At 38.9% G+C, this 22,397-nt stretch carries 22 protein-coding genes, 2 pseudogenes and 1 riboswitch; of the genes and pseudogenes, 9 read left to right on the top strand and 15 right to left on the bottom strand.

Annotated elements, in window-relative coordinates; genetic code table 11:
• Nucleotides 1-25: 25 nt before the first annotated feature.
• On the bottom strand, nucleotides 26-1,621 hold the full coding sequence (locus tag F4694_RS17590) for a catalase (protein WP_179600297.1): 1,596 nt from the start codon (nucleotides 1,619-1,621) through the stop codon (nucleotides 26-28).
• Nucleotides 1,622-1,788: 167 nt separating this feature from the next.
• Between F4694_RS17590 and F4694_RS32695 the strand changes: the two genes are divergently transcribed.
• The 4 genes and pseudogenes from F4694_RS32695 to F4694_RS17575 all read left to right on the top strand — a co-directional run bounded on the left by F4694_RS32695 (nucleotide 1,789) and on the right by F4694_RS17575 (nucleotide 3,655).
• Nucleotides 1,789-1,929: a hypothetical protein gene (locus F4694_RS32695; protein WP_306458486.1), complete on the top strand. Its 141-nt coding sequence runs from the start codon at nucleotides 1,789-1,791 to the stop codon at nucleotides 1,927-1,929.
• 12 nt (nucleotides 1,930-1,941) lie between these two features.
• Nucleotides 1,942-2,478, top strand: a pseudogene (locus tag F4694_RS17585) (polyphosphate polymerase domain-containing protein); the annotation flags it as partial.
• Nucleotides 2,479-2,504: 26 nt separating this feature from the next.
• Nucleotides 2,505-3,194, top strand: a complete 690-nt coding sequence (locus F4694_RS17580) for a DUF4956 domain-containing protein (RefSeq protein WP_179600295.1) — start codon at nucleotides 2,505-2,507, stop codon at nucleotides 3,192-3,194.
• 185 nt (nucleotides 3,195-3,379) lie between these two features.
• Nucleotides 3,380-3,655 carry a hypothetical protein gene (locus tag F4694_RS17575; RefSeq protein WP_179600293.1) on the top strand — a complete coding sequence of 92 codons (276 nt, stop codon included), beginning with the start codon at nucleotides 3,380-3,382 and terminating at the stop codon, nucleotides 3,653-3,655.
• 127 nt (nucleotides 3,656-3,782) lie between these two features.
• Here the strand turns inward: F4694_RS17575 and F4694_RS17570 are convergent, their stop codons facing one another.
• The 3 genes from F4694_RS17570 to F4694_RS32275 all read right to left on the bottom strand — a co-directional run bounded on the left by F4694_RS17570 (nucleotide 3,783) and on the right by F4694_RS32275 (nucleotide 8,046).
• Nucleotides 3,783-5,873 (bottom strand): transglycosylase domain-containing protein, encoded by a 2,091-nt coding sequence (locus tag F4694_RS17570; protein WP_218895728.1) that lies wholly within the window; start codon nucleotides 5,871-5,873, stop codon nucleotides 3,783-3,785.
• Between the two features lie 194 nt (nucleotides 5,874-6,067).
• The gene (locus F4694_RS32850) at nucleotides 6,068-7,774 is read right to left on the bottom strand and encodes a carbohydrate-binding domain-containing protein (RefSeq protein ID WP_308806364.1); all 1,707 of its coding nucleotides are present in this window, start codon (nucleotides 7,772-7,774) and stop codon (nucleotides 6,068-6,070) included.
• Nucleotides 7,765-8,046 (bottom strand): hypothetical protein, encoded by a 282-nt coding sequence (locus tag F4694_RS32275; RefSeq protein ID WP_257029283.1) that lies wholly within the window; start codon nucleotides 8,044-8,046, stop codon nucleotides 7,765-7,767. The genes F4694_RS32850 and F4694_RS32275 overlap by 10 nt, the downstream gene beginning before the upstream one ends.
• A 199-nt stretch (nucleotides 8,047-8,245) precedes the next feature.
• On the opposite strand from F4694_RS32275, the gene F4694_RS17560 reads away from it, so the two are divergent.
• Nucleotides 8,246-9,256: a DUF3231 family protein gene (locus F4694_RS17560; protein ID WP_179600288.1), complete on the top strand. Its 1,011-nt coding sequence runs from the start codon at nucleotides 8,246-8,248 to the stop codon at nucleotides 9,254-9,256.
• A gap of 64 nt (nucleotides 9,257-9,320) precedes the next feature.
• Here F4694_RS17560 and F4694_RS17555 read toward each other — a convergent pair whose 3' ends face one another.
• Nucleotides 9,321-9,521: a Fur-regulated basic protein FbpA gene (locus tag F4694_RS17555; RefSeq protein ID WP_179600286.1), complete on the bottom strand. Its 201-nt coding sequence runs from the start codon at nucleotides 9,519-9,521 to the stop codon at nucleotides 9,321-9,323.
• A 183-nt stretch (nucleotides 9,522-9,704) separates the two neighbouring features.
• Between F4694_RS17555 and F4694_RS17550 the strand changes: the two are divergent.
• Nucleotides 9,705-10,821, top strand: a pseudogene (locus F4694_RS17550) (AbrB family transcriptional regulator).
• Between the two features lie 21 nt (nucleotides 10,822-10,842).
• On the opposite strand, the gene queE reads toward F4694_RS17550, so the two are convergent.
• The 3 genes from queE to queC are packed head-to-tail and all read right to left on the bottom strand — an operon-like array spanning nucleotide 10,843 to nucleotide 12,728.
• Entirely contained in the window at nucleotides 10,843-11,571 is a 729-nt protein-coding gene (queE, locus tag F4694_RS17545; protein ID WP_179600284.1) for a 7-carboxy-7-deazaguanine synthase QueE, read from the bottom strand.
• Nucleotides 11,568-12,047: a 6-carboxytetrahydropterin synthase QueD gene (gene queD, locus F4694_RS17540; RefSeq protein WP_179600282.1), complete on the bottom strand. Its 480-nt coding sequence runs from the start codon at nucleotides 12,045-12,047 to the stop codon at nucleotides 11,568-11,570. The genes queE and queD overlap by 4 nt, the downstream gene beginning before the upstream one ends.
• A gap of 3 nt (nucleotides 12,048-12,050) precedes the next feature.
• Nucleotides 12,051-12,728: a 7-cyano-7-deazaguanine synthase QueC gene (gene queC / locus F4694_RS17535; protein ID WP_374757432.1), complete on the bottom strand. Its 678-nt coding sequence runs from the start codon at nucleotides 12,726-12,728 to the stop codon at nucleotides 12,051-12,053.
• Between the two features lie 217 nt (nucleotides 12,729-12,945).
• Nucleotides 12,946-12,992, top strand: a riboswitch (PreQ1 riboswitch).
• A gap of 115 nt (nucleotides 12,993-13,107) precedes the next feature.
• Between queC and queF the strand changes: the two genes are divergently transcribed.
• The gene (gene queF / locus F4694_RS17530) at nucleotides 13,108-13,608 is read left to right on the top strand and encodes a preQ(1) synthase (protein ID WP_179600278.1); all 501 of its coding nucleotides are present in this window, start codon (nucleotides 13,108-13,110) and stop codon (nucleotides 13,606-13,608) included.
• A 107-nt stretch (nucleotides 13,609-13,715) separates the two neighbouring features.
• Nucleotides 13,716-14,246 carry a J domain-containing protein gene (locus F4694_RS17525; protein WP_179600276.1) on the top strand — a complete coding sequence of 177 codons (531 nt, stop codon included), beginning with the start codon at nucleotides 13,716-13,718 and terminating at the stop codon, nucleotides 14,244-14,246.
• A gap of 169 nt (nucleotides 14,247-14,415) precedes the next feature.
• Here F4694_RS17525 and F4694_RS17520 read toward each other — a convergent pair whose 3' ends face one another.
• From F4694_RS17520 to F4694_RS17505, 4 genes are all read right to left on the bottom strand, one after another.
• Nucleotides 14,416-14,841 carry an OsmC family protein gene (locus F4694_RS17520; RefSeq protein WP_179600274.1) on the bottom strand — a complete coding sequence of 142 codons (426 nt, stop codon included), beginning with the start codon at nucleotides 14,839-14,841 and terminating at the stop codon, nucleotides 14,416-14,418.
• 92 nt (nucleotides 14,842-14,933) lie between these two features.
• On the bottom strand, nucleotides 14,934-15,941 hold the full coding sequence (locus tag F4694_RS17515; protein ID WP_179600272.1) for an aliphatic sulfonate ABC transporter substrate-binding protein: 1,008 nt from the start codon (nucleotides 15,939-15,941) through the stop codon (nucleotides 14,934-14,936).
• Nucleotides 15,942-15,967: 26 nt separating this feature from the next.
• A complete protein-coding gene (locus F4694_RS17510) occupies nucleotides 15,968-16,729 on the bottom strand; it encodes an ABC transporter permease (protein ID WP_179600270.1) in 762 nt (253 codons plus the stop codon).
• On the bottom strand, nucleotides 16,662-17,504 hold the full coding sequence (locus F4694_RS17505) for an ABC transporter ATP-binding protein (protein ID WP_179600268.1): 843 nt from the start codon (nucleotides 17,502-17,504) through the stop codon (nucleotides 16,662-16,664). Before F4694_RS17505 ends, F4694_RS17510 begins: the two co-directional genes overlap by 68 nt.
• A gap of 345 nt (nucleotides 17,505-17,849) precedes the next feature.
• On the opposite strand from F4694_RS17505, the gene F4694_RS17500 reads away from it, so the two are divergent.
• A complete protein-coding gene (locus F4694_RS17500; protein ID WP_063252427.1) occupies nucleotides 17,850-18,035 on the top strand; it encodes a hypothetical protein in 186 nt (61 codons plus the stop codon).
• Nucleotides 18,036-18,111: 76 nt separating this feature from the next.
• Here F4694_RS17500 and F4694_RS17495 read toward each other — a convergent pair whose 3' ends face one another.
• The 3 genes from F4694_RS17495 to F4694_RS17485 all read right to left on the bottom strand — a co-directional run bounded on the left by F4694_RS17495 (nucleotide 18,112) and on the right by F4694_RS17485 (nucleotide 22,322).
• Nucleotides 18,112-18,387 (bottom strand): aspartyl-phosphate phosphatase Spo0E family protein, encoded by a 276-nt coding sequence (locus F4694_RS17495; protein WP_179600266.1) that lies wholly within the window; start codon nucleotides 18,385-18,387, stop codon nucleotides 18,112-18,114.
• Between the two features lie 385 nt (nucleotides 18,388-18,772).
• Nucleotides 18,773-20,488, bottom strand: coding sequence for an assimilatory sulfite reductase (NADPH) hemoprotein subunit (cysI, locus tag F4694_RS17490; protein ID WP_179600264.1), 1,716 nt, complete (start codon nucleotides 20,486-20,488; stop codon nucleotides 18,773-18,775).
• A 28-nt stretch (nucleotides 20,489-20,516) separates the two neighbouring features.
• Nucleotides 20,517-22,322 carry an assimilatory sulfite reductase (NADPH) flavoprotein subunit gene (locus F4694_RS17485; protein ID WP_179600262.1) on the bottom strand — a complete coding sequence of 602 codons (1,806 nt, stop codon included), beginning with the start codon at nucleotides 22,320-22,322 and terminating at the stop codon, nucleotides 20,517-20,519.
• Nucleotides 22,323-22,397: the final 75 nt, after the last annotated feature.

The raw sequence follows: 22,397 nt of genomic DNA, 5'->3' as shown, positions 1-22,397 counted from the left end.
CAGAAAGAGTTCGGCCTTTCTATTTTTAATATGGATCTGCTTCATGTCCCATTTGTTTTACCTTATCTGTCGCCTCATCTGCTTCAGCACTGCTTGTATGTGTGGTATCGTTTCTCATTTCCATTGCATTTGCTACGCCTTCTTTGACACGTCTTCCATAATCCTCGTCTGCATTCGTAAAATACTCGATCATTTTATCCTGGATTTCTGGTCTACATACTTTGAGTGCGTCGACAAGATTGCTGATGAGCTCATCTCTCTCCCATTTCTCAAAACTCCTATATGTTTCACCAGCTTGTCCAAAATCATTGGTGCGGTCAATTTTTTCACGAACCAATTTGTCATTATAGTGTGGTTCATGAACTTTCCCTACCTGTTCAGCTTCTTTTAAACCTCCAATAACGGAAGGCTCATAATTGGTGTGCGGACTTTGACCTGGTGCCAAATCTACGTGATAGGACATTTGCCCGCCCCGCTGGTTGGTTGCCACCCGCTTTTTAGGTGCATTAATAGGAAGCTGTAAATAGTTTGTTCCTACGCGATATCGCTGTGTATCTGAATAGGAAAATGTTCTGCCTTGAAGCATTTTATCATCGGAAAAATCCAATCCATCCACCAAGACTCCTGTACCAAAGGCAGCCTGCTCTACTTCATTAAAATAATTTTCCGGATTTTTATTTAATACCATTTTACCGACTTTTAAGAATGGGAACTTATCTGTTGGCCATAATTTTGTATCATCTAATGGATCAAAATCCAGCTCAGCATGGTAGTCATCACTCATAATCTGAACGCAAAGCTCCCACTCAGGGTAATCACCACGCTTAATTGCCTCATATAAATCTTGGGTAGCATGGCTGATATTTTTAGCTTGAATTTGTTCAGCTTCCTTTTGAGTCAGATTTTTAATACCCTGTTTTAACGGTTCCCAGTGGTATTTGATGAGAACAGCCTCTCCATCCTTGTTCACCCATTTGTATGTATTTACACCTGATCCCTGCATTTGGCGATAATTCGCCGGAATTCCCCAAGGAGAGAATAAGAAAGTAACCATATGTGTAGCTTCTGGTGTACGTGAAAGAAAATCAAACATCCGCTCAGGGTTACTTAAATTTGAAACCGGGTCGGTCTTAAACGCATGAATCATATCAGGAAATTTCATTGCATCGCGGATAAAGAATATTTTTAAGTTATTCCCAACAAGATCCCAGTTGCCATCCTCAGTGTAAAATTTAACGGCAAACCCCCGCGGATCTCGCGCTGTTTCCGGTGATTCCATTGCGCCTGCCACTGTAGAAAAACGAACAAACAGCGGTGTACGCTTTCCTGCCTCTTGGAATAGCTTTGCTCTTGTGTATTTTGCAATTGGTTCATCTCCTACTTTTCCATAGGCTTCAAAATATCCATGCGCACCCGCTCCTCGTGCATGAACCACCCGTTCTGGCACTCTTTCACGGTCAAAATGAGAAATTTTTTCAATGAAATCATAATTTTCAAGCGTGGATGGTCCACGATTGCCAACCGTTCTGATATTTTGGTTATCTGTTACAGGATGGCCCTGGCGATTGGTTAAGGAATCAGAACTTTCACCAGTACCCTTCTTGTCTTGATTTTCTTCCACTTTTAGCCCTCCATTGCTAGAAATAATACTATCTAATTATTACCATTTGAAATCATTGTATGTATTTTTTCTCTTTCTTTATAACATTTAAGGTTTGTTTAAGGTTTACCTAACATAATAGGTTTCAAGAAGTTGTTAACAGATTGGAGAGAGAAAAGTTGAAGGCGATGAGCTTAAATGGAGTGAAGGGCAGGAGAGAATTAAAGCATGAAGTGACTTCATTGGATTGCTATCTGCTTCGACATAAATTAAAGCATTTTATGAAATCGGACCCTCATGCGAAAAACAATGGAAAATACTTAATTTGAAGTGTCTACTTCGATAACTTTGATAATAAGGTTTTGTCGCAGAAAAAAGAAGGTTTACTTGATCGAGATAAGTTTAGAGTCAGGTTATATGATTACAACATGGATTATCTTAATCTTGAAAAAAAGAGCAAACGTGATAATTTAACCTTTAAACAAAAATGCCGTTTAACGGCAGAGGAATATGAACGGATTCAATTTGGTGACATTGAATGGATGGAACATGACACAAGACCTCTCGTTAAGGACCTATACGTCCAAATGAAACTCTATCAATTAAAACCGATGACGGTTGTCGACTATCAACGTGAAGTGTTCATTTATGAATATGGCAACGTCCGGGTCACATTTGATAGCTGCATAAAAACGAGTTTTCGCAATAACGATCTTTTAAACCCAGATTTAGCCATGGTTGAGACTACTCCGAATGTCGTGGTTCTTGAAGTGAAATTTGATGAATATTTACCTGAAGTGATCAAACAATTACTTCAAGTTATCGATCGACGAAAAGGCGGCTATTCAAAATATCAATACAGCAGAATGTTTGGTTAATTCACACATAAATGGAGGATTTACAAATGGAAAGTTTAAATTTCAAGGATATTTTCAAATCAAGTTTTTTAGAAAAAACAAGTAGTTTTTCGATAGTAGATTCATTGATTGGATTGTTGGCCGCTTTTGGACTAGGTTTGCTTATTTATTACGTCTACAAGAAAACTTTCACGGGTGTTATCTATTCTCACACTTTTAATATTTCGTTAATTATCATGGCAATGGCAATGGCAACGGCCCTAATCATCATGGGATTCTTTTCTAATGCATTGTTATCACTCGGGATGGTAGGGGCTTTATCGATTATCCGTTTCCGAACACCTATTAAAGACCCTATGGACATCGTATATATCTTTTGGGCGATCGTGGCAGGAATTTTGTGTGGAGCTGGATTTGTCCCTCTTGCTATTATTGGATCCATTTTGATTGGAGCCGTCTTACTTGTCTTTATTAACAAGATAAAGATTGAAAACCCTTATTTATTAGTTGTGAGATACAGCAGCACTTCGATTGAAAAATCACTTGAACATGTTATTTCTGGACATGCCCTAAAGAATTCTCTTAAATCAAAGTCTGCGATGCCAGGCAGCGATTTTGAAATAACCTATGAAATAAGAGTCAAAGATCATGACCTAGATTTTATTAATCATATTTCAAGTATAGAAGATGTTAAATCAGTGATTATGTTAAGCTATGACGGCAACTTTACTGCTTAATGATTATTAAAACAAAAAATAGAATGAGCAAAATCAAACGACTAGAGAATTATAGCTCTGAGCGTTTGATTTTAATTATTTATCGTGACTATTATTAATTTTTTTCCATCCGTTTCACACATGATAAAACTTACATAGACTAATGATGACTTTCCAAATTATTTATCTAGGGAGATGACTGTAATTTGTATAACCCTTACCAATACAATCCTTATCACTTTAATCAAACTCAGCAATATAACCCAAACCCAAATAAACACACGGTATTAAGAACTGTCGAGCCTTTTGTGCAATATGGATTACATGAAGCAAAACACACTTCTTATGCCCATGCATTACGAGAGGTTGCAGCTATTACCTACCTTATGGGTATGGGATATGATCCTAACATGGCCCACAGGATCGTTGAGTCTTGGGAAATCAACGAGGTATTTTACCCGGGGCAAAGGTTTAATTCCTAACCTTTCAAAAGGTAATAAAAAAGACCAAATCGGATGTGATTTGGTCTTTCAACTTATAAATACAGATGATGTTACACCGCAATCGAGGAACTACTCTCGCATAGCCTTTTAAACCACTAATTAACCTTTATTCATCTTCTTCATCTTCTTCATTTTCATCTTCTTCATCTTTATCTTTTTTCCCCTTGTTCTTTTCCTTATTTCCCTTTCCCTTTCCATTATTTTTCTCTTGCTTTTCTTTTTCCTTTTCCTGCTCTTTCCTTGCTTTTTCCTTTTCTTCTTTTATCTTTTTCATTTCATTTTTGTATTTTTTCTCAATACCTGATAGTGCAAATTTCTCATCTGAAAGCTCTGATTTTGCTTTCGATAAAATTTCTTTAAAAATAACAGGTGTGGTTCCACTGCTTGATGTACCTAAGTAGTGAGTTTCATCCGTCTGATCATACCCAAGCCATACAGCTCCAACTATGTTAGGCGTATAACCAACAAACCAATGATCCTTTGTACCCGCTTCGTTAGCAAAAGGCAGCTGGGTGGACCCTGTTTTACCAGCGATATCAATGCCATCCATAAAAGCCTTCTTCCCAGTACCCTCTTGTACGACACCTTTTAGCATGTAGGTGATTTTTTGTGCGATTTCAGGATCTGTTACTTTCGTAGACTTGTTCTTCCATTTCGCAATTACCTTTCCATCAGCATCTTCTATTTTTTGAATGGAGTGTGCCTCTGCCATTGTTCCATCATTTGCAAATGCTGTGTATGCTTGGGCCATCAATAAAGGCGATGTTCCCTCATGCATTCCACCAAGTGCAATTCCAAGAGAACGATCTTCTTCTTGTAAAGGAATACCGAAACGCACTACTGATTTTGTCCCCTGTTCCAGACCTATTTCATTTAATAACCAAACCGGAGGAACATTGTACGAATTCACGACAGCATCATACATCGTTACCTCGCCACGATATTGTTTATCAAAATTCTTTGGCTGGTAACCTTCAATATTAAGTGGACTGTCTTGTAATAAATCAAAGACTTCGTAGCCTTGTTCTAATGCGGGTGTATATACTGCCAGAGGTTTCATCGTTGATCCAGGCTGTCTCACTAAATGTGTAGCCCTGTTAAAGCCAAGTAAAGTATGTTCGCCTCTTCCACCAACAAGCGCTTGAATTCCTCCACTTTCAGGAGCAATAAAAATCGCACCGCTTTGAAGAAGTTGATCGCTTTGACTAGCTGGAAATAGATTATCATTCTGATAAACTTCTTCTGTCGCCTTCTGGATGGTTGGATTTAACTCTGTAAAAATATGAAGTCCACCTGAAAGAACTTCGTTTTTTGTGAGCTTATATTTCGTCATTGCTTCTTCAATAATGTGGTCCACATAATAAGGGTATTTTCCATCATACTCGTCTTCTACTTCTTCCTCTTTTAACACCACCGGCTGTTCTTTAGCCTTTTTAACATCAGATGCACTAATATATCCTTCCTGTTCCATCAAAGATAAAACAAGATTTCGTCGCTCTATAGATTTTTCCATATTCTTAAATGGTGATAGGATAGAGGGTGCTTTAATTAAACCAGCGAGCATGGCAGATTCACTTAAGGTTAGTTCACTTGCTTCTTTCCCAAAGTACGTTTTCGCAGCTCTTTGGATTCCCCATGCACCCTCACCGAAATAGATTTGATTTAAGTATCTCTCCATAATTTCGTCTTTTGAGTAGGTTCGTTCAATCTTTTTTGTAATGATGAGTTCCTTTATCTTTCGAGTATAGGTTCGTTCATGAGTCAAAAATGCATTCTTAGCCAACTGCTGTGTAACGGTACTACCGCCTGCAACAATATCTCCACTTAACATATTTTTGACAAAAGCCTTCATAATCGCAAAATAATTGATTCCACCATGCTTGTAAAAACGTTGATCCTCGGTAGCGACCACTGCATGTATCACTTCTTCCGGGATTTGCTTAATTCCTACACCTTCAAAACTCGAGTTGGAAATTTTGCTGGCTATCTCGCCATTTTGATCGTAAATAATCGTTGGCAGTGGTGCCGGCTTATTTAATTTACTAACATCACTCGTCCAGATAAAGATATTGACGACAAGTAAACCACATAAGGCAACTATGATTCCTGCTATAATCAATTTCTTAACTAAACTCTTATTTAAAAACTGGCTCCAATCCCGTTGTTTAGACGCCTTTCTTTGCTGTCTTTGTTCCATTCGTCCCACGTCTTTGACCACCTTTAATTCTACTAACTGCATTTATCTTTTTACATATTGCTCTATTTTAAAACGAAATTTATGAAAGTTAATGAGAAATAAGCCTTACATTCTGGTAGGACTAAAATATCATTATCAATAAAAAAAAGAGCATACCAATTATTATTGGCATGATCTTTTTTCGTTACCTTATGTTATTGATTAGTGGTTGGTGGTGTCTGGCTGCCATCTGGCGCTTCTCCTGTAGGAGGTGTTTGTCCACGATCAGGTCTTTGACCACCGCCTCTCATGCCTCCGCCTCCAGGACCGCCGCTGCTGCCGGTTGTCACACCGGATTCATTAAGCCACGTTACAGAGTCCAAAATCATAAATTCTACTACTTTGGTACCGCCAGTGTAATCTCCATCACTGTAAAGACCATCTGCCTCTTTACCTGTTGATGTTCCCCCTGAATAAAGCGTATAATCCTTATCCTTTTCGAGGTTTGGTGAGCTGATAAATACTGCTTGATAATCTTTCTCCGGTGCAAACGTTGCTACTGTGTTTCCATCGCTGTCTCCAAGATGAAGGAGTGTACCTGCTGCTTGTGTTTCAGGATAGGTCATAACCATAGCATTCTGGATTGATTGTTCTGAAGTAGCCTGTAACACCCCTGCACTACCTGCAGCAATCAAGAAACCACCCGCCATTTCAAAACTTTGATCGTAATCAAGTGAACCATTGCCATTGTCTGTCGGACCATTAACTAAAACCGTACCAGCAGTCATTTGGATTGAACCATTGGAATCGAGTCCATCACCTGCTGAGTTAACGGTAACAGTTCCACCTGAAATCGATAATAAATTGTCATCCGTTTCAGTGGATTGGAAGTCCATACCTGAACCGTCAATTCCGCCGCCAACATTGATCCCATCGTCGCTTGGAGTAACGTCAATTTCACCATCGGCTATACTTATGACTTTACTCTCAATTCCTTCATAGCTTTTGGTAATGTTTATTTTTCCACCTTTTGTAAGAACAGCTGTATCTCCATGTATACCATCATCTCCTGATGCCATCGTCATTTCACCGCCTGCAATGGTGACGCTATTGTTGCTGTGTATCGCATCATCAGAAGAATCAATCTTAAAGCGTCCCCCACCGATAGCCACATCTACCGTTGCTTTTAATCCTTTTGCACTTTCAGTTTCTGTTACTGGAGTGGTTGCCGTTGTGGTTTCATTACCAGTCGGTCTCATATCATATCCTTTCGTTGCTACCGTTTCTGGGCTGCCGCCACCAGAAGAAATGGTATAGTCTCCATCAGCAATTAATAAAGAGCTTTCAGCTTGGATTCCATCACTACTTGCTGTGATATCATACCTACAACCCTCAAGGGCTATATTTCCTTTCGACGAATCTTTATTATTTGAAGACTTGATTCCATCTCCGCCGGCCTCAATGGTAATCGTTCCTTCCTTAACTCCCACCACATCTCGGCCCATTAATCCATCATCTACTGAATCAATCTCAATGGTACCGCCTGTGATTCTTAATTCGTCTTTACTCGTTATTCCATTATTGTAATTTCCATGGACCGTTAGTTTACAAGTACCATTAATCGTTAGGTTGTCCTTACTATAAAGGGCTGCATTCGGCTTATCAGATGAATCCTCTAGCACATATTCGGTTCCATCCGATAGCGTATTATCCGTACCTTCCGGAAGAGATACAACGGTTTTTCCTGCATTTTTCACATAAATCGGAGCTTGATTGCTACTGTTTATTGAGGCACCATTTAATACGAGCTTAACAGTTCCCTTATCTTCTGCATCAACAATGATTTGACCGTCATCTAGATTACCGCTAATAACATATACTCCTGCAGCCCTTAGGGTAACAACATTATTCGTTACGAACACTGCTCATTAAAGCTAGCACTAGCTCCATTTAATTCAATATAAGTTGGATTTTCATTTTCCCAATCCGTGTAAAAATCGTCATCGCTATAGGAAATAGTTTCACCTATAACTGCACTAACCTCTTTATCTCCAATTGTACTTAACTCCTCCGTATTTACAGCTGCAATTGTACTAGATTCGTTCGTGGAATCTGTAGCTTTACTGCAGGAAAACAAAAGTGTTGAGCATAAAATGATTGAACCTGCTTTTAATAACATTGATTTTTTCTTCATCCTATTGTCTCCTTTTTTCATTTCTAACAAATCCGGGGTTTTGGTATCTCATGACCATGGATTCATTTTATAAAGGAAACCTTAAACAAACCCTAACAATAGAGCCCGATCAATGAGTAGGATTAAGTAAATTACTATACATATTTTTATTATTAAAGGAAATGATGGAAATAGGTATCCGCTAATTGGAGGTTATATAATGGAAGTAGACAAGAAAGTAATGATTACATCTGCAGAACTTGCTCAGCTTTGGTCTCAATACATGAATGACAGCGGCAGCGCTTGTGTTCTTACATTTTTTTTGGAAAAGGTGGAAGACCCAGAAATAAAACCTATTATTGAATTTGCATTACAATTATCTAAAAAACATATTGAAAAACTAACGGTCTTTTTTAATGAAGAGGATTATCCTGTCCCTTATGGTTTTAATGTAAATGAGGATGTTGATTTAGCCGCTCCGAAGTTATATTCAGACAGCTATGTTCTTCAATTTATCCACCAAATGTCAAAGATTGGTCTTACCACATATTCAGCCAGCGTGGCATCAGCGGTACGATCCGACATTACAGATTATTACATAGAATGTCTTTCTGAAACGATGCAATTGTACAAAGTTTCAAAGGATCTATTATTGGAGAAAGGCCTGTATGTAAGGTCGCCACATTTACCAATGGAGAAGGTGGAATTTGTCAATAAACAGGCCTTTCTTTGGGATGCAATCGGTGAAAAAAGACCATTAATCGTCGCAGAAGTAGGCAATCTATATGCAAACGTTCAGCGAAATATTCTAGGTGAAGCCACTCTAATTGGATTTAGCCAGGTGGCGAAGGACAAGGAAGTTATTCAATTTTTTCTAAGAGGGATTGACATTGGTAAGAAACATATAAAATTGTTTGGGAAAAAGTTGGCGGAATGTAATCTCCCCGTTCCGGCTAGCTTAGCTGCAGAAGTAACAACAAGTACATCCTATACATTTTCTGATAAATTGATGATGTTTTTTACGAGCGGGTTGATTGGATTAAGTATCGGTTATTACGGTACTGGTGTCGCTCAAAGTCCCCGGCTGGATTTGGGGGTCATGTATAACAGATTATCGTTAGAAATTCAATTGTATTCAGAGGATGGCGCTAATATCATGATCAATCATAAATGGATGGAACAACCGCCGATGGCTGCAGATCGTGGTGAGTTAGGGACCGAAAAAAAGTGAAATTGTATGTAAAAGGCCGGTCATGTAACCGGCCTTTCTTGTGTTTACCTAAGTATTTATGACTTTACTGTTGTAGTTGGTTATCTTGGTCCATCTTTCCTTTTGCAAGGCTGCTGGTTTCAATATATTTGTACTCTTCCTCTAAGTCACTTAAGGTCCATTCATACAGATGTCGATCTTCTTTTTTAAACACACCGACTTTAAGCAATTTATCTATAAGAAATTGCCTTCTTTGCTGGACTGCGGTTCGAAGAATGTTCTTCATACCATGTCACCTCCAGTTTTTTTAATGCTCCTAAGTTACCTATCCGATTGTAAACTTTTCCTGGGTGGGTGTGTGTCGATTTTTAGCATCTTTACCTACTCTTAAATTAAACTTCATCTTAACTTAATAAAAGATAATAAACTGTATTTTTATTAATGGTCTACGGTTTAGCCAATTTTTGATATGATAAATAAAAAGAAGTTAGCGGGGATGTTTTTGATAAGTCTTAATAAGAAAATAAATCGCTTTTACATAACACTGTTTATTGCCTCTCTTGGAGGTATTTTCTTTTCGCTTTTAGGAATCCCTATTCCTTGGATGCTCGGGCCGATGACAGCTGTTTTGATTTCTTCCAAATCAAGAGGATTTCAAGGATTGTGGCCAAGACAGATTCGGGACGCAGGCTTGGTGCTATTAGGGTATTCGATAGGATTATCACTTACAAAAACGGCTTTGATCCAAATTTTTGGAAAACTGCCCTTAATGCTTTTATTAACCATCATTCTTATAGCCTTTTGTTCTGGGATTGCTTTTTTTGTTTCTAAGCTTTCAGGTATTGGTTACCCTACCGTCCTCACTGGCAGTATTCCAGGAGGACTTTCTCAAATGATTACTTTTGCAGAAGAGGCAAAGGGGATTGATCTGACTGTTGTTACTTTTCTACAAGTAACACGTGTAATTATCATTATTTTCTCGGTTCCTTTTTTAATTAGTAGCCCAATATTTGATCATCTTTCAGGTAAACCCACTCTTGACCTTGCTGAAAACACTGGATTGTTTTTTCCTAACATCCTTCTATTTGTGGTAATATGTGTGATTTTTGCTTTCATAGGAAAAGCTGAATTTCCCTACACCATTTTTATTAGGACCAATTGTTGGAACTGGTATCTTGACCATTTCTGGTTTCCACGGTCCGGAACTGCCAACCATCCTATTAGATTTATCTCAATTCATGATTGGGAGCTACATTGGCTTAATGTTAAAACCAGAAAAGCTTGAGAATAAAACAAAAATCCTCTCACTGGCGATCGTTAGCGGAATTGTAATGGTTTTGGAATCATTAGGGATGAGCATGCTTCTTGTCCATTTTTACGATATCACACCTTCGACAAGCTTTTTAAGTTTAACTCCTGGAGGTGCAGATCAAATGGCTATTCTCGCACATGAAGTCCAAGCGGATTTATCCATGGTGGCGGGCTTTCAATTATTCCGGCTTCTATTTATCTTTTTTGCTGTACCTCCATTGCTAAGATGGATTTTTAAAAAGAATTTGTTAAAAAAAGAGGAAAAGCCCACCTAATCAATTAGGTGGGCTTTTCGATTATACACCGCGCTTATTACCCCAAAGCAGGGCATGTAGTTGAGGCAGTACTCTGACATTGTTTAGCTGACTGTCTTCGACTACCCGATTGACGAGCCACTCATATTTATTAAGCAGCTTTTGGATTAGTTCTTGATTATTACCATTCATAATATCGTCATTCCCTACCTGCAAATAAAAAGGTATGCCTTCATAACGCTTATGGACCATTCTTGCATATTCGAGATCAGTTTCATCGAAAATAACGACTTTTAAACTAACATTATTCTCAAACTGGTTTTCATCTAAATTTATAAAAATTGAATCTAATATTTCAAAATTTGTTTCCATGTTCGAGCTTGGAGGTTTTGGCGAGATAGTTAGTTCATCAATTTTTAAAAACCAATCCTGCCATCTGCTTCCCTGTGTTTCAATTCCAATCTTAATCTCATTTTCTGTTAATAAATCAATCAGTGAATCTAGATTTTTTAAAAGTGCAGGATTCCCCCCTGAGATGGTAACAAATGAGAAATTGTCCCCGCCAAGGGCTTTTAATTCTGTCCAAATTTCTTCTGCAGTCATCTGCCTAATATCATCTTTGGCGCTGCCATCCCACGTGAAGGCTGAATCACACCAGCTGCAGGAGTAATCGCAGCCGGCTGTTCGAACAAACATTGTTTTTTGTCCAACGACCATTCCTTCTCCTTGAATCGTTGGGCCAAAAATCTCTAATACGGGAATTCTGTTCATTCCTCCATCCACTCCCTTCTCGCTTCTGCATAGCTGGTAGGCGTTTCAAAAAGACGGACAAATTCTACTCTAGCTCCAATATAATGATCCTTGTTTTCCTCTTTAGCTAATGATTCTTGCATTTTTTCATAAATCCAGACGACGATATTTTCGGCAGTAGTATTCATAGGAGGAAGGGTTTCGTTTAAATAACGGTGATCAAGGTGAATTTCAATTTCATTTTTCCATATCTCCTTGATATCGCCAAAATCCATCATTAATCCTCTGTCATCTACATAGCCGCTAATCCCAAAGACCACTTTATAGGTATGTCCGTGAAGATTCTTGCATTTACCTTCATAGCAGTGCAGGTGATGGGACGCATCAAAAGTAAATTCCTTGCTGACTAATACGCGCTTATTATGATACTTGAGTTCTTTTCGCTGGATATCCTCATCTATTTTTTGCAATTTATCGACGATTCTAAAGCCGTACATCTCTTAAAACCTCCCACTTAGAAAGTCATCAAGTCCGCGTTTTCTTAACACACATGCCGGACATTCGCCGCAGCCGTCAGAAATAACACCATTATAGCAGGTTAATGTTTTCTCACGTACAAAATTAAATGCATCTAATTCATCCGCTAATGCCCATGTTTCCGCTTTATTCAGCCACATTAATGGGGTGTGGATTACAAAGTTATCATCCATGGAAAGATTTAAGGTTACATTTAATGATTTAATAAAAATATCGCGGCAATCTGGGTAGCCGCTGAAATCTGTTTCACAAACACCTGTGACTAAATGCTTGGCACCAACCTGACGGGCTAATACTCCTGCAAAGGTAAGGAACAATAGATTTCTTCCTGGAACAAACGTTGAAGGCAGTTCACCTTCTCCTCCTTCTTTCACTTCAATATCTGAGCGTGTTAATGCATTCGGTGCAAGCTGATTTAATAAAGACATATCTAAAATATGGTGTTTTACACCTAGTTCATTAGCTATATTTTTGGCACATTCAATTTCTAAACTATGCCGTTGATTGTAGTCGAAAGTGACGGCTTCCACCTCTTTAAATTGTTGTAATGCCCAAAATAAACAAGTAGTACTGTCCTGCCCGCCGCTAAATACGACAATGGCTTTTTCATCTTTTAACATGAGTAATGAAACTCCTTCCAAAATAGAAGAAGCAGTACCCCAAGATAGAAGTACTGCTTCTTCTTAGTTTTTTTAACGAGGGGTGCTAGAACCTCTGTTGTTTTCTGTTAGTATGATACCATAATAAAAGTAAAAGATTAATCTTTTAAATATTGGGATTATTTATTGTCCAATATTTTTCAATTGACGTTTGGCTGAGTGTCCTTTATCATATGGAGAAGATAATACCCGTACTTATACGGGAGAGGTTCATAGCTGATACCCTCTATAAAAAACTATGGATTCATGACTCTATGCCATGTCCATATGCGGACATGGCTTTTTGTTTTTATCCAACTAGTTTGTAATAGAATGATTGCTTGGGCTTTCTGAATATACATTTTGACTTGGAGGTTTTTTTATGTCAGGCCGCAGCCACGAAGAAGGATTAAAAGATTTAACACTACTAGGAAATCAAAATACACAATACTCATTTGAATATGCACCTGAGGTTTTGGAGGCAGTCGATAATCTTCACCCAGAGCGTGATTATTTCGTAAAATTTAATTGCCCGGAATTCACTAGTCTTTGTCCGCTTACCCATCAGCCCGATTTTGCAACGATGTATATCTCATACATTCCAGATAAAAAGATAGTTGAGAGTAAATCTCTAAAACTTTATTTATTCAGCTTCAGAAACCATGGTGATTTCCATGAGGATTGCGTTAATATTATTATGAACGATTTAATTAAACTTTTGGATCCCCGCTATATTGAGGTTTGGGGTAAGTTCACGCCACGTGGCGGTATTTCTATTGATCCATGGTGCAACTATGGCAAGCCAGGTACCAAGTTCGAAGAAATGGCCACTTTCCGTTTAATGAACCATGACCTTTATCCGGAAAAAGTCGATAATCGTTAATGAAAACTTTTTGCAACAAAAATTAAATAGTCTTGTAAACCTGTAACATTTTCCATGTGATACATTAGTTTAGTAGTTACTAGACGAATGTAGAATGAGTTGATTTCATGTTAAATGTCAAAGAGGTTACAGAACAGCTTCGAGCTGAGGGGATTACGGATAGTGAACAGGTTGTCATTCGTTGGATTCTCGATGGGAAAATTAAAGCCAGAAGAACAAAGCACCTAAATCTCGAATACTCCATAACTCCCGTTGATTTAGCGTCTTTTATTTTGGAAAAAAAGATAGAGAACAAAACCAAGCAGTTCGGAGTAGATTTTCTCAATTGGGAAAAAACGTTTCGTGACAATCAAAAATTGAAAGAAGAAATTGACCAGTTAAAAACGACAATTCGGATCGAACAAGCAAAAAATCGATCCTTAAAAAGAATGCTAAAAGCAGAATATGAGCTTACCGATACTCCGCCGTTGACCCTAACCTCGATATTAGGATTAGATCCTGGTGCAGATATGGATGTTGTTAGGAAAGAATACAAAAAATTATTAAAAGCCCTTCACCCTGACCGAGGCGGAGATGAACGGCTATTTAAAGTGTTTTATGAACATTATGAAAAGGTAAAGGATTCAGCAAAAAGCTGAATCCTTTTTTCATGAGTACCACTTTTTCTTTTTTATCCTTGATATGAGCTTCATGAACACTTTATGAGGTCCACTTTTTCTTTTTATCATTAATTTGGACCTCATAAACTCTTTATGAGGTCCATTATTATCCTGATTCGTGCTTCTTGAAATAACTAATATTAAAAACCTATAAGACTTGATTACTTTTGACTCCGTTAATCGAATAGCTTGCGACTATGTTTGCACTTAATGAATGGGACACGGAGCAGTATTTGTCTTTTGACAATTGGATGGCGCGGACTACCTTTTCTTCTGGCAGGTCCCCTTCTACTGAATAGTGAATATGAAAGTCGGTAAATTTCTTCGGTTCTGTATCCGCACGTGTTCCCTCTACTTCCATGGAAAAACCAGTTAACTCTAAACGCATTTTCTTCAAAATCATCACGATGTCAATTCCTGTGCAGCCTGCAAGCGAATAAAGGAGTAGCTCTGTCGGTCTAGGTCCACTATTTTGACCACCAACTTCTGGTGCAGCGTCCATTCTTAATTCGTGTCCTGAAGGTGTCGTTCCAGTGAAAGACATATCCCCTGTCCATGTAATTGTTGATTTCATTTCTACCATCCCTTTCCTCTATGTATTGCCACCCTTATTTTACCTTAAAAAAAGGTTTTGAACCCATAACCTGAGTCCAAAACCTTCCATTATTACTTCAATAATGATAAGTCGATTAAACCTTTAATGTCACTGCTTGGAATATATCCAGCTTCTTTGCTGATATCTGCCATTTCCTGAATGACTTTTTCGTTAACGTCTGTTGTGACAGCTAAACGTGAGAATGCTGCGTCTACTTCATCTTTATTTAACTCTTTACCTGTAAGATTTTTTAAGTGCTTCATGACAACTTCTTTGCTCTCTTCAGGATTGTCCTGAATAAATTTCACCGCTTTTTTATGAGCGTCTAAATATTGCTTTGCTAAGTCTTTGTTTTCCAAAAAGTCTGCTCTAGCAGCAACGACTGTATTGGTAGATTCCTTACCCCATGCAAATTTGTCCCAGTCTAAAAGGAGTTTACCATTTGCTTGGTTTTCAAGTACATATCCCCAAGGCTCTTGTGTAGCAGCTGCGTCAACTTGTTTTTGGATGAAAAGAGATGCTGTGTCAGCAGGAGCTGCTGCAAATAAATCAACTGTACCGCCGCTTGTTTTCGCTTTTAAATCTGCGTCTTTTAATGCTTTACGTAACATTACATCCTGCGTGCTTCCAATAACCGGAATCGCTACTTTTTTTCCATCTAAATCTTCTAATTTTTCAACTCCGCTGCCTTCTGCAGCCACTAGAACCGCTCCACCATTTACCGCACCTGAGATGAGGTGGTATTCTTTGTTTTTTACATAGAAGTTAAGTAATGGCCCTGGACCTACTGTACCAACATCTATTGCCTTAGTCGCCATAGCTTCCATAAATAATCCGCCATTTGCAACCGTTTTTGTTTCAATTTTTACATCTTTACCGAAAGCTTCCTCAAAATAGCCTTTTTCAAGTGCGACAATTGTTGCGATATGAGTTAGGTTCGGAAAATAACCAATCTTAACCGTTTTCGCCTCTCCGCTATTGCTTTTGCCTTCACCTTCGTTGGATGATTGGGCACAGCCGCTTAAAAGTCCAATAAATAAGATCGTGATAAATAGATAAAGCATCGATTTTTTTAACATTTTTTTCTCTCCTGGCTATTTTTTTATTAAACTCTTTTTCGAATACCCCATTTTATTTCTACATTACGTTCAAGTCTGGAAAAAACAACATTATCGACAATAGTCCCGATGATGGCAATGATAATCATGACAGAGATAACTAAATCCATTTGACCGAGAGAACGACCCATTTCAAGCAGCTGTCCAAGTCCTCCGCCGCCGCCAAGCAGTTCACCTGCCATTAAGGCGCGCCATGAAAATGCCCATGCAATCCGCAGCCCTGAAATGATTTGCGGTACAGATGCTGGAAGGATAACAGTTCGAAGGAAATGAAAACCACTGGAACCATAGACCTTTGCCACCCGCTGATAAAGCTGAGGGACATTCTTGAAACCGCTCGTTGCGTTAACCGTCATGGTCCACGTTGCTCCGATTGTAACAATAAAAAGAATCGAAAAATCATTTAAACCAAACCAGATAATCGCTAGTGGGAACCAAACAATACTTGGAATTGATTGAAGCGCCGTTACGACAAATCCCAATGTGTCTTCGACCAGTTTATATCGCCAAATGAAGTACCCTAATATTAATCCCACAACTATGGCTATCGTAAACCCAAGGAGGATACGCCCCATACTTTTACCGATTGCCAGCGTAATTTGACCACTCATTAAGCCGTTGAAAAGTGTTTCCAAAACCTGACTCAGGCTGGGAAACATAAAATCCGGAAGGCTGGAAAATCTAGATGTGACTTCCCATATCACCGCTATCGCCGCGATGAAGATGATCCGTCTTAAAGCTGTAGTCATCACCGATTTCCTCCTTCAAAACTTTTTCAATTTCTTCTTGCAATATAGACAAGATTCGTTGTTCAGTATTTAACGTCACACTATCAGGTGTAACCCCATCCTTCATGGTTGGAACAGGAATAATTTCCTTGATCCTTCCGGGACGTGTGGCAAAAACCACGACTTCTTCTGAAAGAAGGACCGCTTCTCTAATATTGTGGGTGATAAAAAAGATGGTAACTTTGGTCTTTCTCCAAATATCAAGCAGCTCTTTATGAAGTACCATTCTCGTTTGTTCATCTAATGCTGAAAAAGGCTCATCCATTAACAGGATGTCAGGCTCCATCACTAATGCTCTAGCGATGGAAACCCTTTGCTTCATGCCGCCAGATAATTCGTGTGGATAGGAATTTACATACTTACTGAGGTGAACCATTTTTAATACATCAAGAGCCTTCGCTTTTGCCTCTTCCTTTGGCATTTTTTTTAAATTTAGCCCATAGGTTACATTTTCTAAGACAGTCAGCCAAGGAAATAAACCTGCTTCTTGGAACACTACCACTCTTTCACGACCAGGTTTCGTTACCAAGTCTCCATTAACGCGAATTTCGCCGCTATCTGCTTTATCAAGTCCCGCCACAAGGTAGAGCAATGTAGACTTCCCACATCCAGATGGTCCAACAATTGAAACAAAACTTCCTTTTTTAACATTCAAATTTATTCCATCAAGTACTTTTACGTTTTCTTTTCTATCATTTACAAAACTCTTTTGAATCTTTTCTATCGTTAAGTACATCTATATTTCACCTCTTTTTTAAATCCCCAGTAAAACCATTGGTTTTATTATATTACAAACAGTTGTTAAGTCAACTATTATTCTTTCATTATGCTATTTATTTATTCCAGTATCAGTTCTATATATATTAACTGAATTTTCTTTAAATATTTTTCTACAAAGGTCTAACAACCCTAATGGATTCCCGTCGTTATTTGCTAGAACATTGCTTTTTCTAATAGATTCTGGTGATTCATGTAGACAAGTTTTTTATAGTCATGGCAGGAGAAACACTCTTCTACCTCAAACTATTAGAGTAGACGAAAAAAAATAGTCTATTGAATAAGTTGAAAGGTGGTCATAGCTATGAGCCAAGATATTACCCTACAACAAATTGCTGAAGGAGTACCAAAGACACTTTTAAATGCATCTGATAGAGACATTGAAGGCATTCAAAGAATTATTGAAGAAACAATCAAACTAAGAGAAGCGCATAGAAACCTGCAAAAAATGGTAAAAAGTTTTTCAACTTCTACGATTCAGCGAACCTAAACATAATAATCAAAAAAAAGACCCATCTTTTTAAATGGGTGGGTCTAAAATTACCTACTAAGGCATACATATGAACTTAAGAGAATCTATTACTTTTGTAAGGAAGCAACAGTCTATCAGGTCTCATTATCAATCTTTGAAAGTGAAAAATAAAGGTTAAAAGATCTTCTTGAAATGAGGTAGCTTTAAATCGGCCCTGCCTCGCTGTTAATTTTCTATGGTCATTAAGCAATTTGTCAAGCTCTTGGCTGCATACTATTGTTTCCTCACAAGACAGTCCTTTTTCCATACCTAATTCTATCATTTTAGCCCTTTTCTCATTTATTGCTTCTTCTAAATCTACTATACTCATAACAAAAACACACCTCTAAACAATATTAATTATCTAGTTGCTTTTATATGTTAGTCATGGAAAGTATTATAGCATGTATTTAAATCTATTAAATCATTTCGCTAAAACAAGTTAAATTATGACAAAACTAGACGATATTTAAAATTTCTGAATATTTTTACGAAAGGCCGCGTTCAATAAGTCTGTTGATTTGTGCTCCAGGCGCTTCGCTTTCCGCAGGCGGTTCGGGAAGCCTCCTCGGCGCTAAAGCGCCTGCGGGGTCTCCCCTGTCCCGTCCTCCTGCAGGAGTCTCGCTCCCTCCGCACAAATCAACAAGTTCTAAAATCATCATTTTCCTCGGACACAGCACAAAAAAAGAGACAGGATTTCTGTCTCTTTTCCGATATTACGCATGAAAATTTGTGCCATCTGTCGTAGCTTGGACGATTCCTGCACGAATAACGAAATCACCGAAGTGCTCGTCTTGGTTGCGTTCTTTCGCATATCGGGAAAGAACCACACGCAACTCACTTAAAATTTCTTCTTCACCAATGTTTTCTCGGTACATTTTACTTAAGCGGCTGCCATCATGGGCTGCTCCTAAGTACATATTGTATTTGCCTGGTGCCTTACCGATAAAGCCTATTTCTCCGAGTGCATGACGTGCACAGCCGTTCGGACATCCTGTCATCCGAATGGTTATCTCTTTATCTCGAAGACCGTTCTCATCCACAATATCTTCGATTTTGTCGATAAGACGTGGCAAATAACGTTCTGCTTCTGCCATTGCTAAACCGCATGTCGGCAGGGCAACACAGGCAATCGAGCTGCGACGGAGCGCTGAATAATGCTCACCATCTGTTAGACCATATTGTTCAATCAATTCATTAATCTTCTTCTTTTTCTGTGCTGATACATTGGCAATGATTATATTTTGATTGGATGTCAGACGGATATCACCTGTATGTATCTTGGCAATTTCCCGTAAGCCTGTCTTTAGCTTATAATCATCAAAATCTGCGACACGTCCACCTTCAACGAACAATGTTAAATGCCATTTTCCGCCAATGCCCTTTACCCAGCCATAACGATCGCCATTGTTATCAAAATGATAAGGTCTTGCTTCACCAAGACTCCAGCCTAGGCGTTCTTCTAGTTCTTCCTTTACTGTTTCAAGTCCTAAACGGTCGACAGTATACTTGAAACGAGCGTTTTTACGTTCTGAACGGTTTCCGTAATCACGTTGAATCGTAATCACTTTTTCTGCCACATCGTAGATTTGTTCTGGTTTAACGAAGCCTATTACCTTGGCAAGCTGCGGGTAGGTCTCTTTGTCTCCGTGAGTCATTCCCATTCCGCCGCCAATTGCTACGTTAAAGCCGACAAGCCTTTCGTTTTCAACAATCGCAATTAAACCTAGGTCCTGTGAGAAAACGTCAATATCATTTGATGGCGGTACTGCAATACCGATTTTAAATTTACGCGGCAGGTAAAGCGGTCCGTACATTGGTTCTTCTTCTACTTCCGGTGTTCCAGCGACTTTTTCCTCATCAAGCCAAATTTCATGATAAGCTCTTGTCCGTGGCAATAGGTCATTACTTAATTTTTTCGACCATTCATACACTTCTGAGTGAACCTCAGACTGATAAGGATTAGATGCACACATCACATTACGGTTTACATCACCGCAAGCGGCAATGGTGTCTAGAAGAGCAGCATGAATTTCCTGAATAGTGCTTTTCATATTCCATTTTAAGATGCCATGCATTTGAAATGTTTCACGAGTAGTTAACTTTAAGGTACCATTGCCATATTTTTCAGCTAAGTCATCCATGACAAGCCACTGCTCTGGAGTTGCTACACCACCAGGCATACGAACACGAAGCATAAACTGGTAAGCAGGCTCTAACTTTTGCTTTTGTCGCTCGTTGCGGAGGTCACGGTCATCCTGCAAGTAGCTGCCATGGTGCTTCATTAGGCGGTTATCATCGTCTGGAATTCCTGCACTGATTCGGTCGAGCATTACTTCCTTTAGTGTTCCGCGTAAAAAGTTACTTTCTCTTTTTATACGCTCTACATCACTTGGCGCGCCTTCAGGTGCCTTTAATTTTTGCTTCACCATTTAAGAAAAATCTCCTTCCACTACTGTATCAATATACATCGCGCTGGTATCGTTTTTGCTGCTGCATATCTGCTAAGTAGGCTTCTGCCTCTTCTCGGCTCAAGCTTCCTTCTTTTTCGATTATTCCAATAAGTGTTTGATGGACGTCATGTGCCATATGTTTCTCATCACCGCAAATGTATACGTGAGCACCCTCTTGAAGCCATTGGAACAATTCTTTGCTTTGTTCAAGCATACGGTGCTGAACATAAACTTTTTCAGCTGTATCACGTGAAAAAGCAACATCCATCCTAGTTAATACACCGTCTTTCAACCATTTTTGCCACTCTGTTTGATAAAGGAAATCTGTCACGAAATGCTGGTCTCCGAAGAACATCCAAGACTTACCTTCTGCTCCAGTTTCCTCGCGCTCTTGCATAAAGGAGCGGAATGGTGCTACACCTGTACCTGGTCCTACCATAATGATTGGTGTAACAGGATTCGCCGGGAGCTTAAAGTTTTCGTTATGTTGAATGTAGACTGGTACCGTGTCTCCTGGCTGTAATCGTTCTGCTGTAAAAATGGAGCAGACACCTTTGCGGTCACGACCATGAGCATTGTAACGGACAGCACCTATTGTTAAATGAACTTCATCTGGATTTGCATTTAAGCTGCTTGCAATTGAATATAAGCGTGCAGGCATTTTCCTAAGTATTGAAACAAACTCTTGAGGAGAGCTATTTACTGGTCCAAACTCACGAACTACATCAAGTAAATCATGTCCTTCAAGAAAGGATTTTACTTTTTCACTATCATTTAGAAGTTCCTGTAGTTCATTGTTTGCGGTAAGTTTTGCTGCTTTTTCAAGAAGCGGTTTTGTTAATGTTGTAATCTCATAATATGTTGTCAGCGCGTCTTTTAACGAAAGAACTTCGCCTTGTTTATTAATAGTTACACTTTCTTCTGGGCTCCATTTTAATTCTTCTAGAAGAAGGTCAACTAGTTCAGAATCATTTTCTGGATAGATTCCAAGCGCATCCCCTGGTTCGAAACTAAGGCCAGACCCTTCTAGCGATAACTCGAGATGGCGTGTTTCTTTATTTGATCCGCGGCCGTTTAAGTTGAGATTATCAAGCACTTCTGCTCTGAATGGGTTGGTTCTTGAAAAGGTCGATTCAACTGTTTGAGTTGCCGTACCCTGAGTTAGTGCAGGAATTCCACCCTTTGCTTCACCAAGGCTGCTGATGACTCCTTCCAGCCATTCTGCTGCTGGTTCATCGTAATCAAGATCACAGTCGAAACGTGGATAAAGTCTGGTTCCACCCAGTTCCTCTAGTCGAGCATCAAATTGTTTACCTGTTTGACAGAAGAATTCATATGAGCTATCTCCAAGCGATAACACTGAAAAGTTTAAGTCTTCAAGCTTCGGAGCTCTTTTGCCATGTAGAAACTCATGGAATGTCAGGGCATTATCCGGTGGATCGCCTTCTCCGTGGGTACTTACGATAATAAGTAGATTTTTTACTTTCTTAATATTGTTTGGCTTAAAATCACTCATGGCGGAAACAGTTACTTGGAATCCTTTTCCTTCAAGTGTCGTGCTTGCCTTTTTTGCTAAGCCTCGTGCATTACCTGTTTGTGATCCGTAAAGAATGGTCACTTCTTTTGAAGCTGTCCCCTCTGTAGTTCCCTGCTGGCTTGGCACCCCGAGGACTGAAGCCAATGGCGCAGATGCTGCACCCGCAAGATACCCACTCAACCAAACTTTTTGAGATTCAGTAAAAGTAGGTAAGAGACGATTTAGGAGTTCCGCCTGCTCCTGATTAAACGGACTGTTCATTACCTGAAGTTGCAACGTTATCCACCTCACTATGGAATATAAACTTTATCATACAGTAATTTTTTAGAGGCTGTTAGATTTAAATTAGTC

Origin of the sequence: Neobacillus driksii, assembly GCF_013409995.1 — a bacterium.
Lineage (GTDB): Bacteria > Bacillota > Bacilli > Bacillales > Cytobacillaceae > Neobacillus > Neobacillus driksii.
This window is presented reverse-complemented; position numbering and strand designations above follow the sequence as displayed.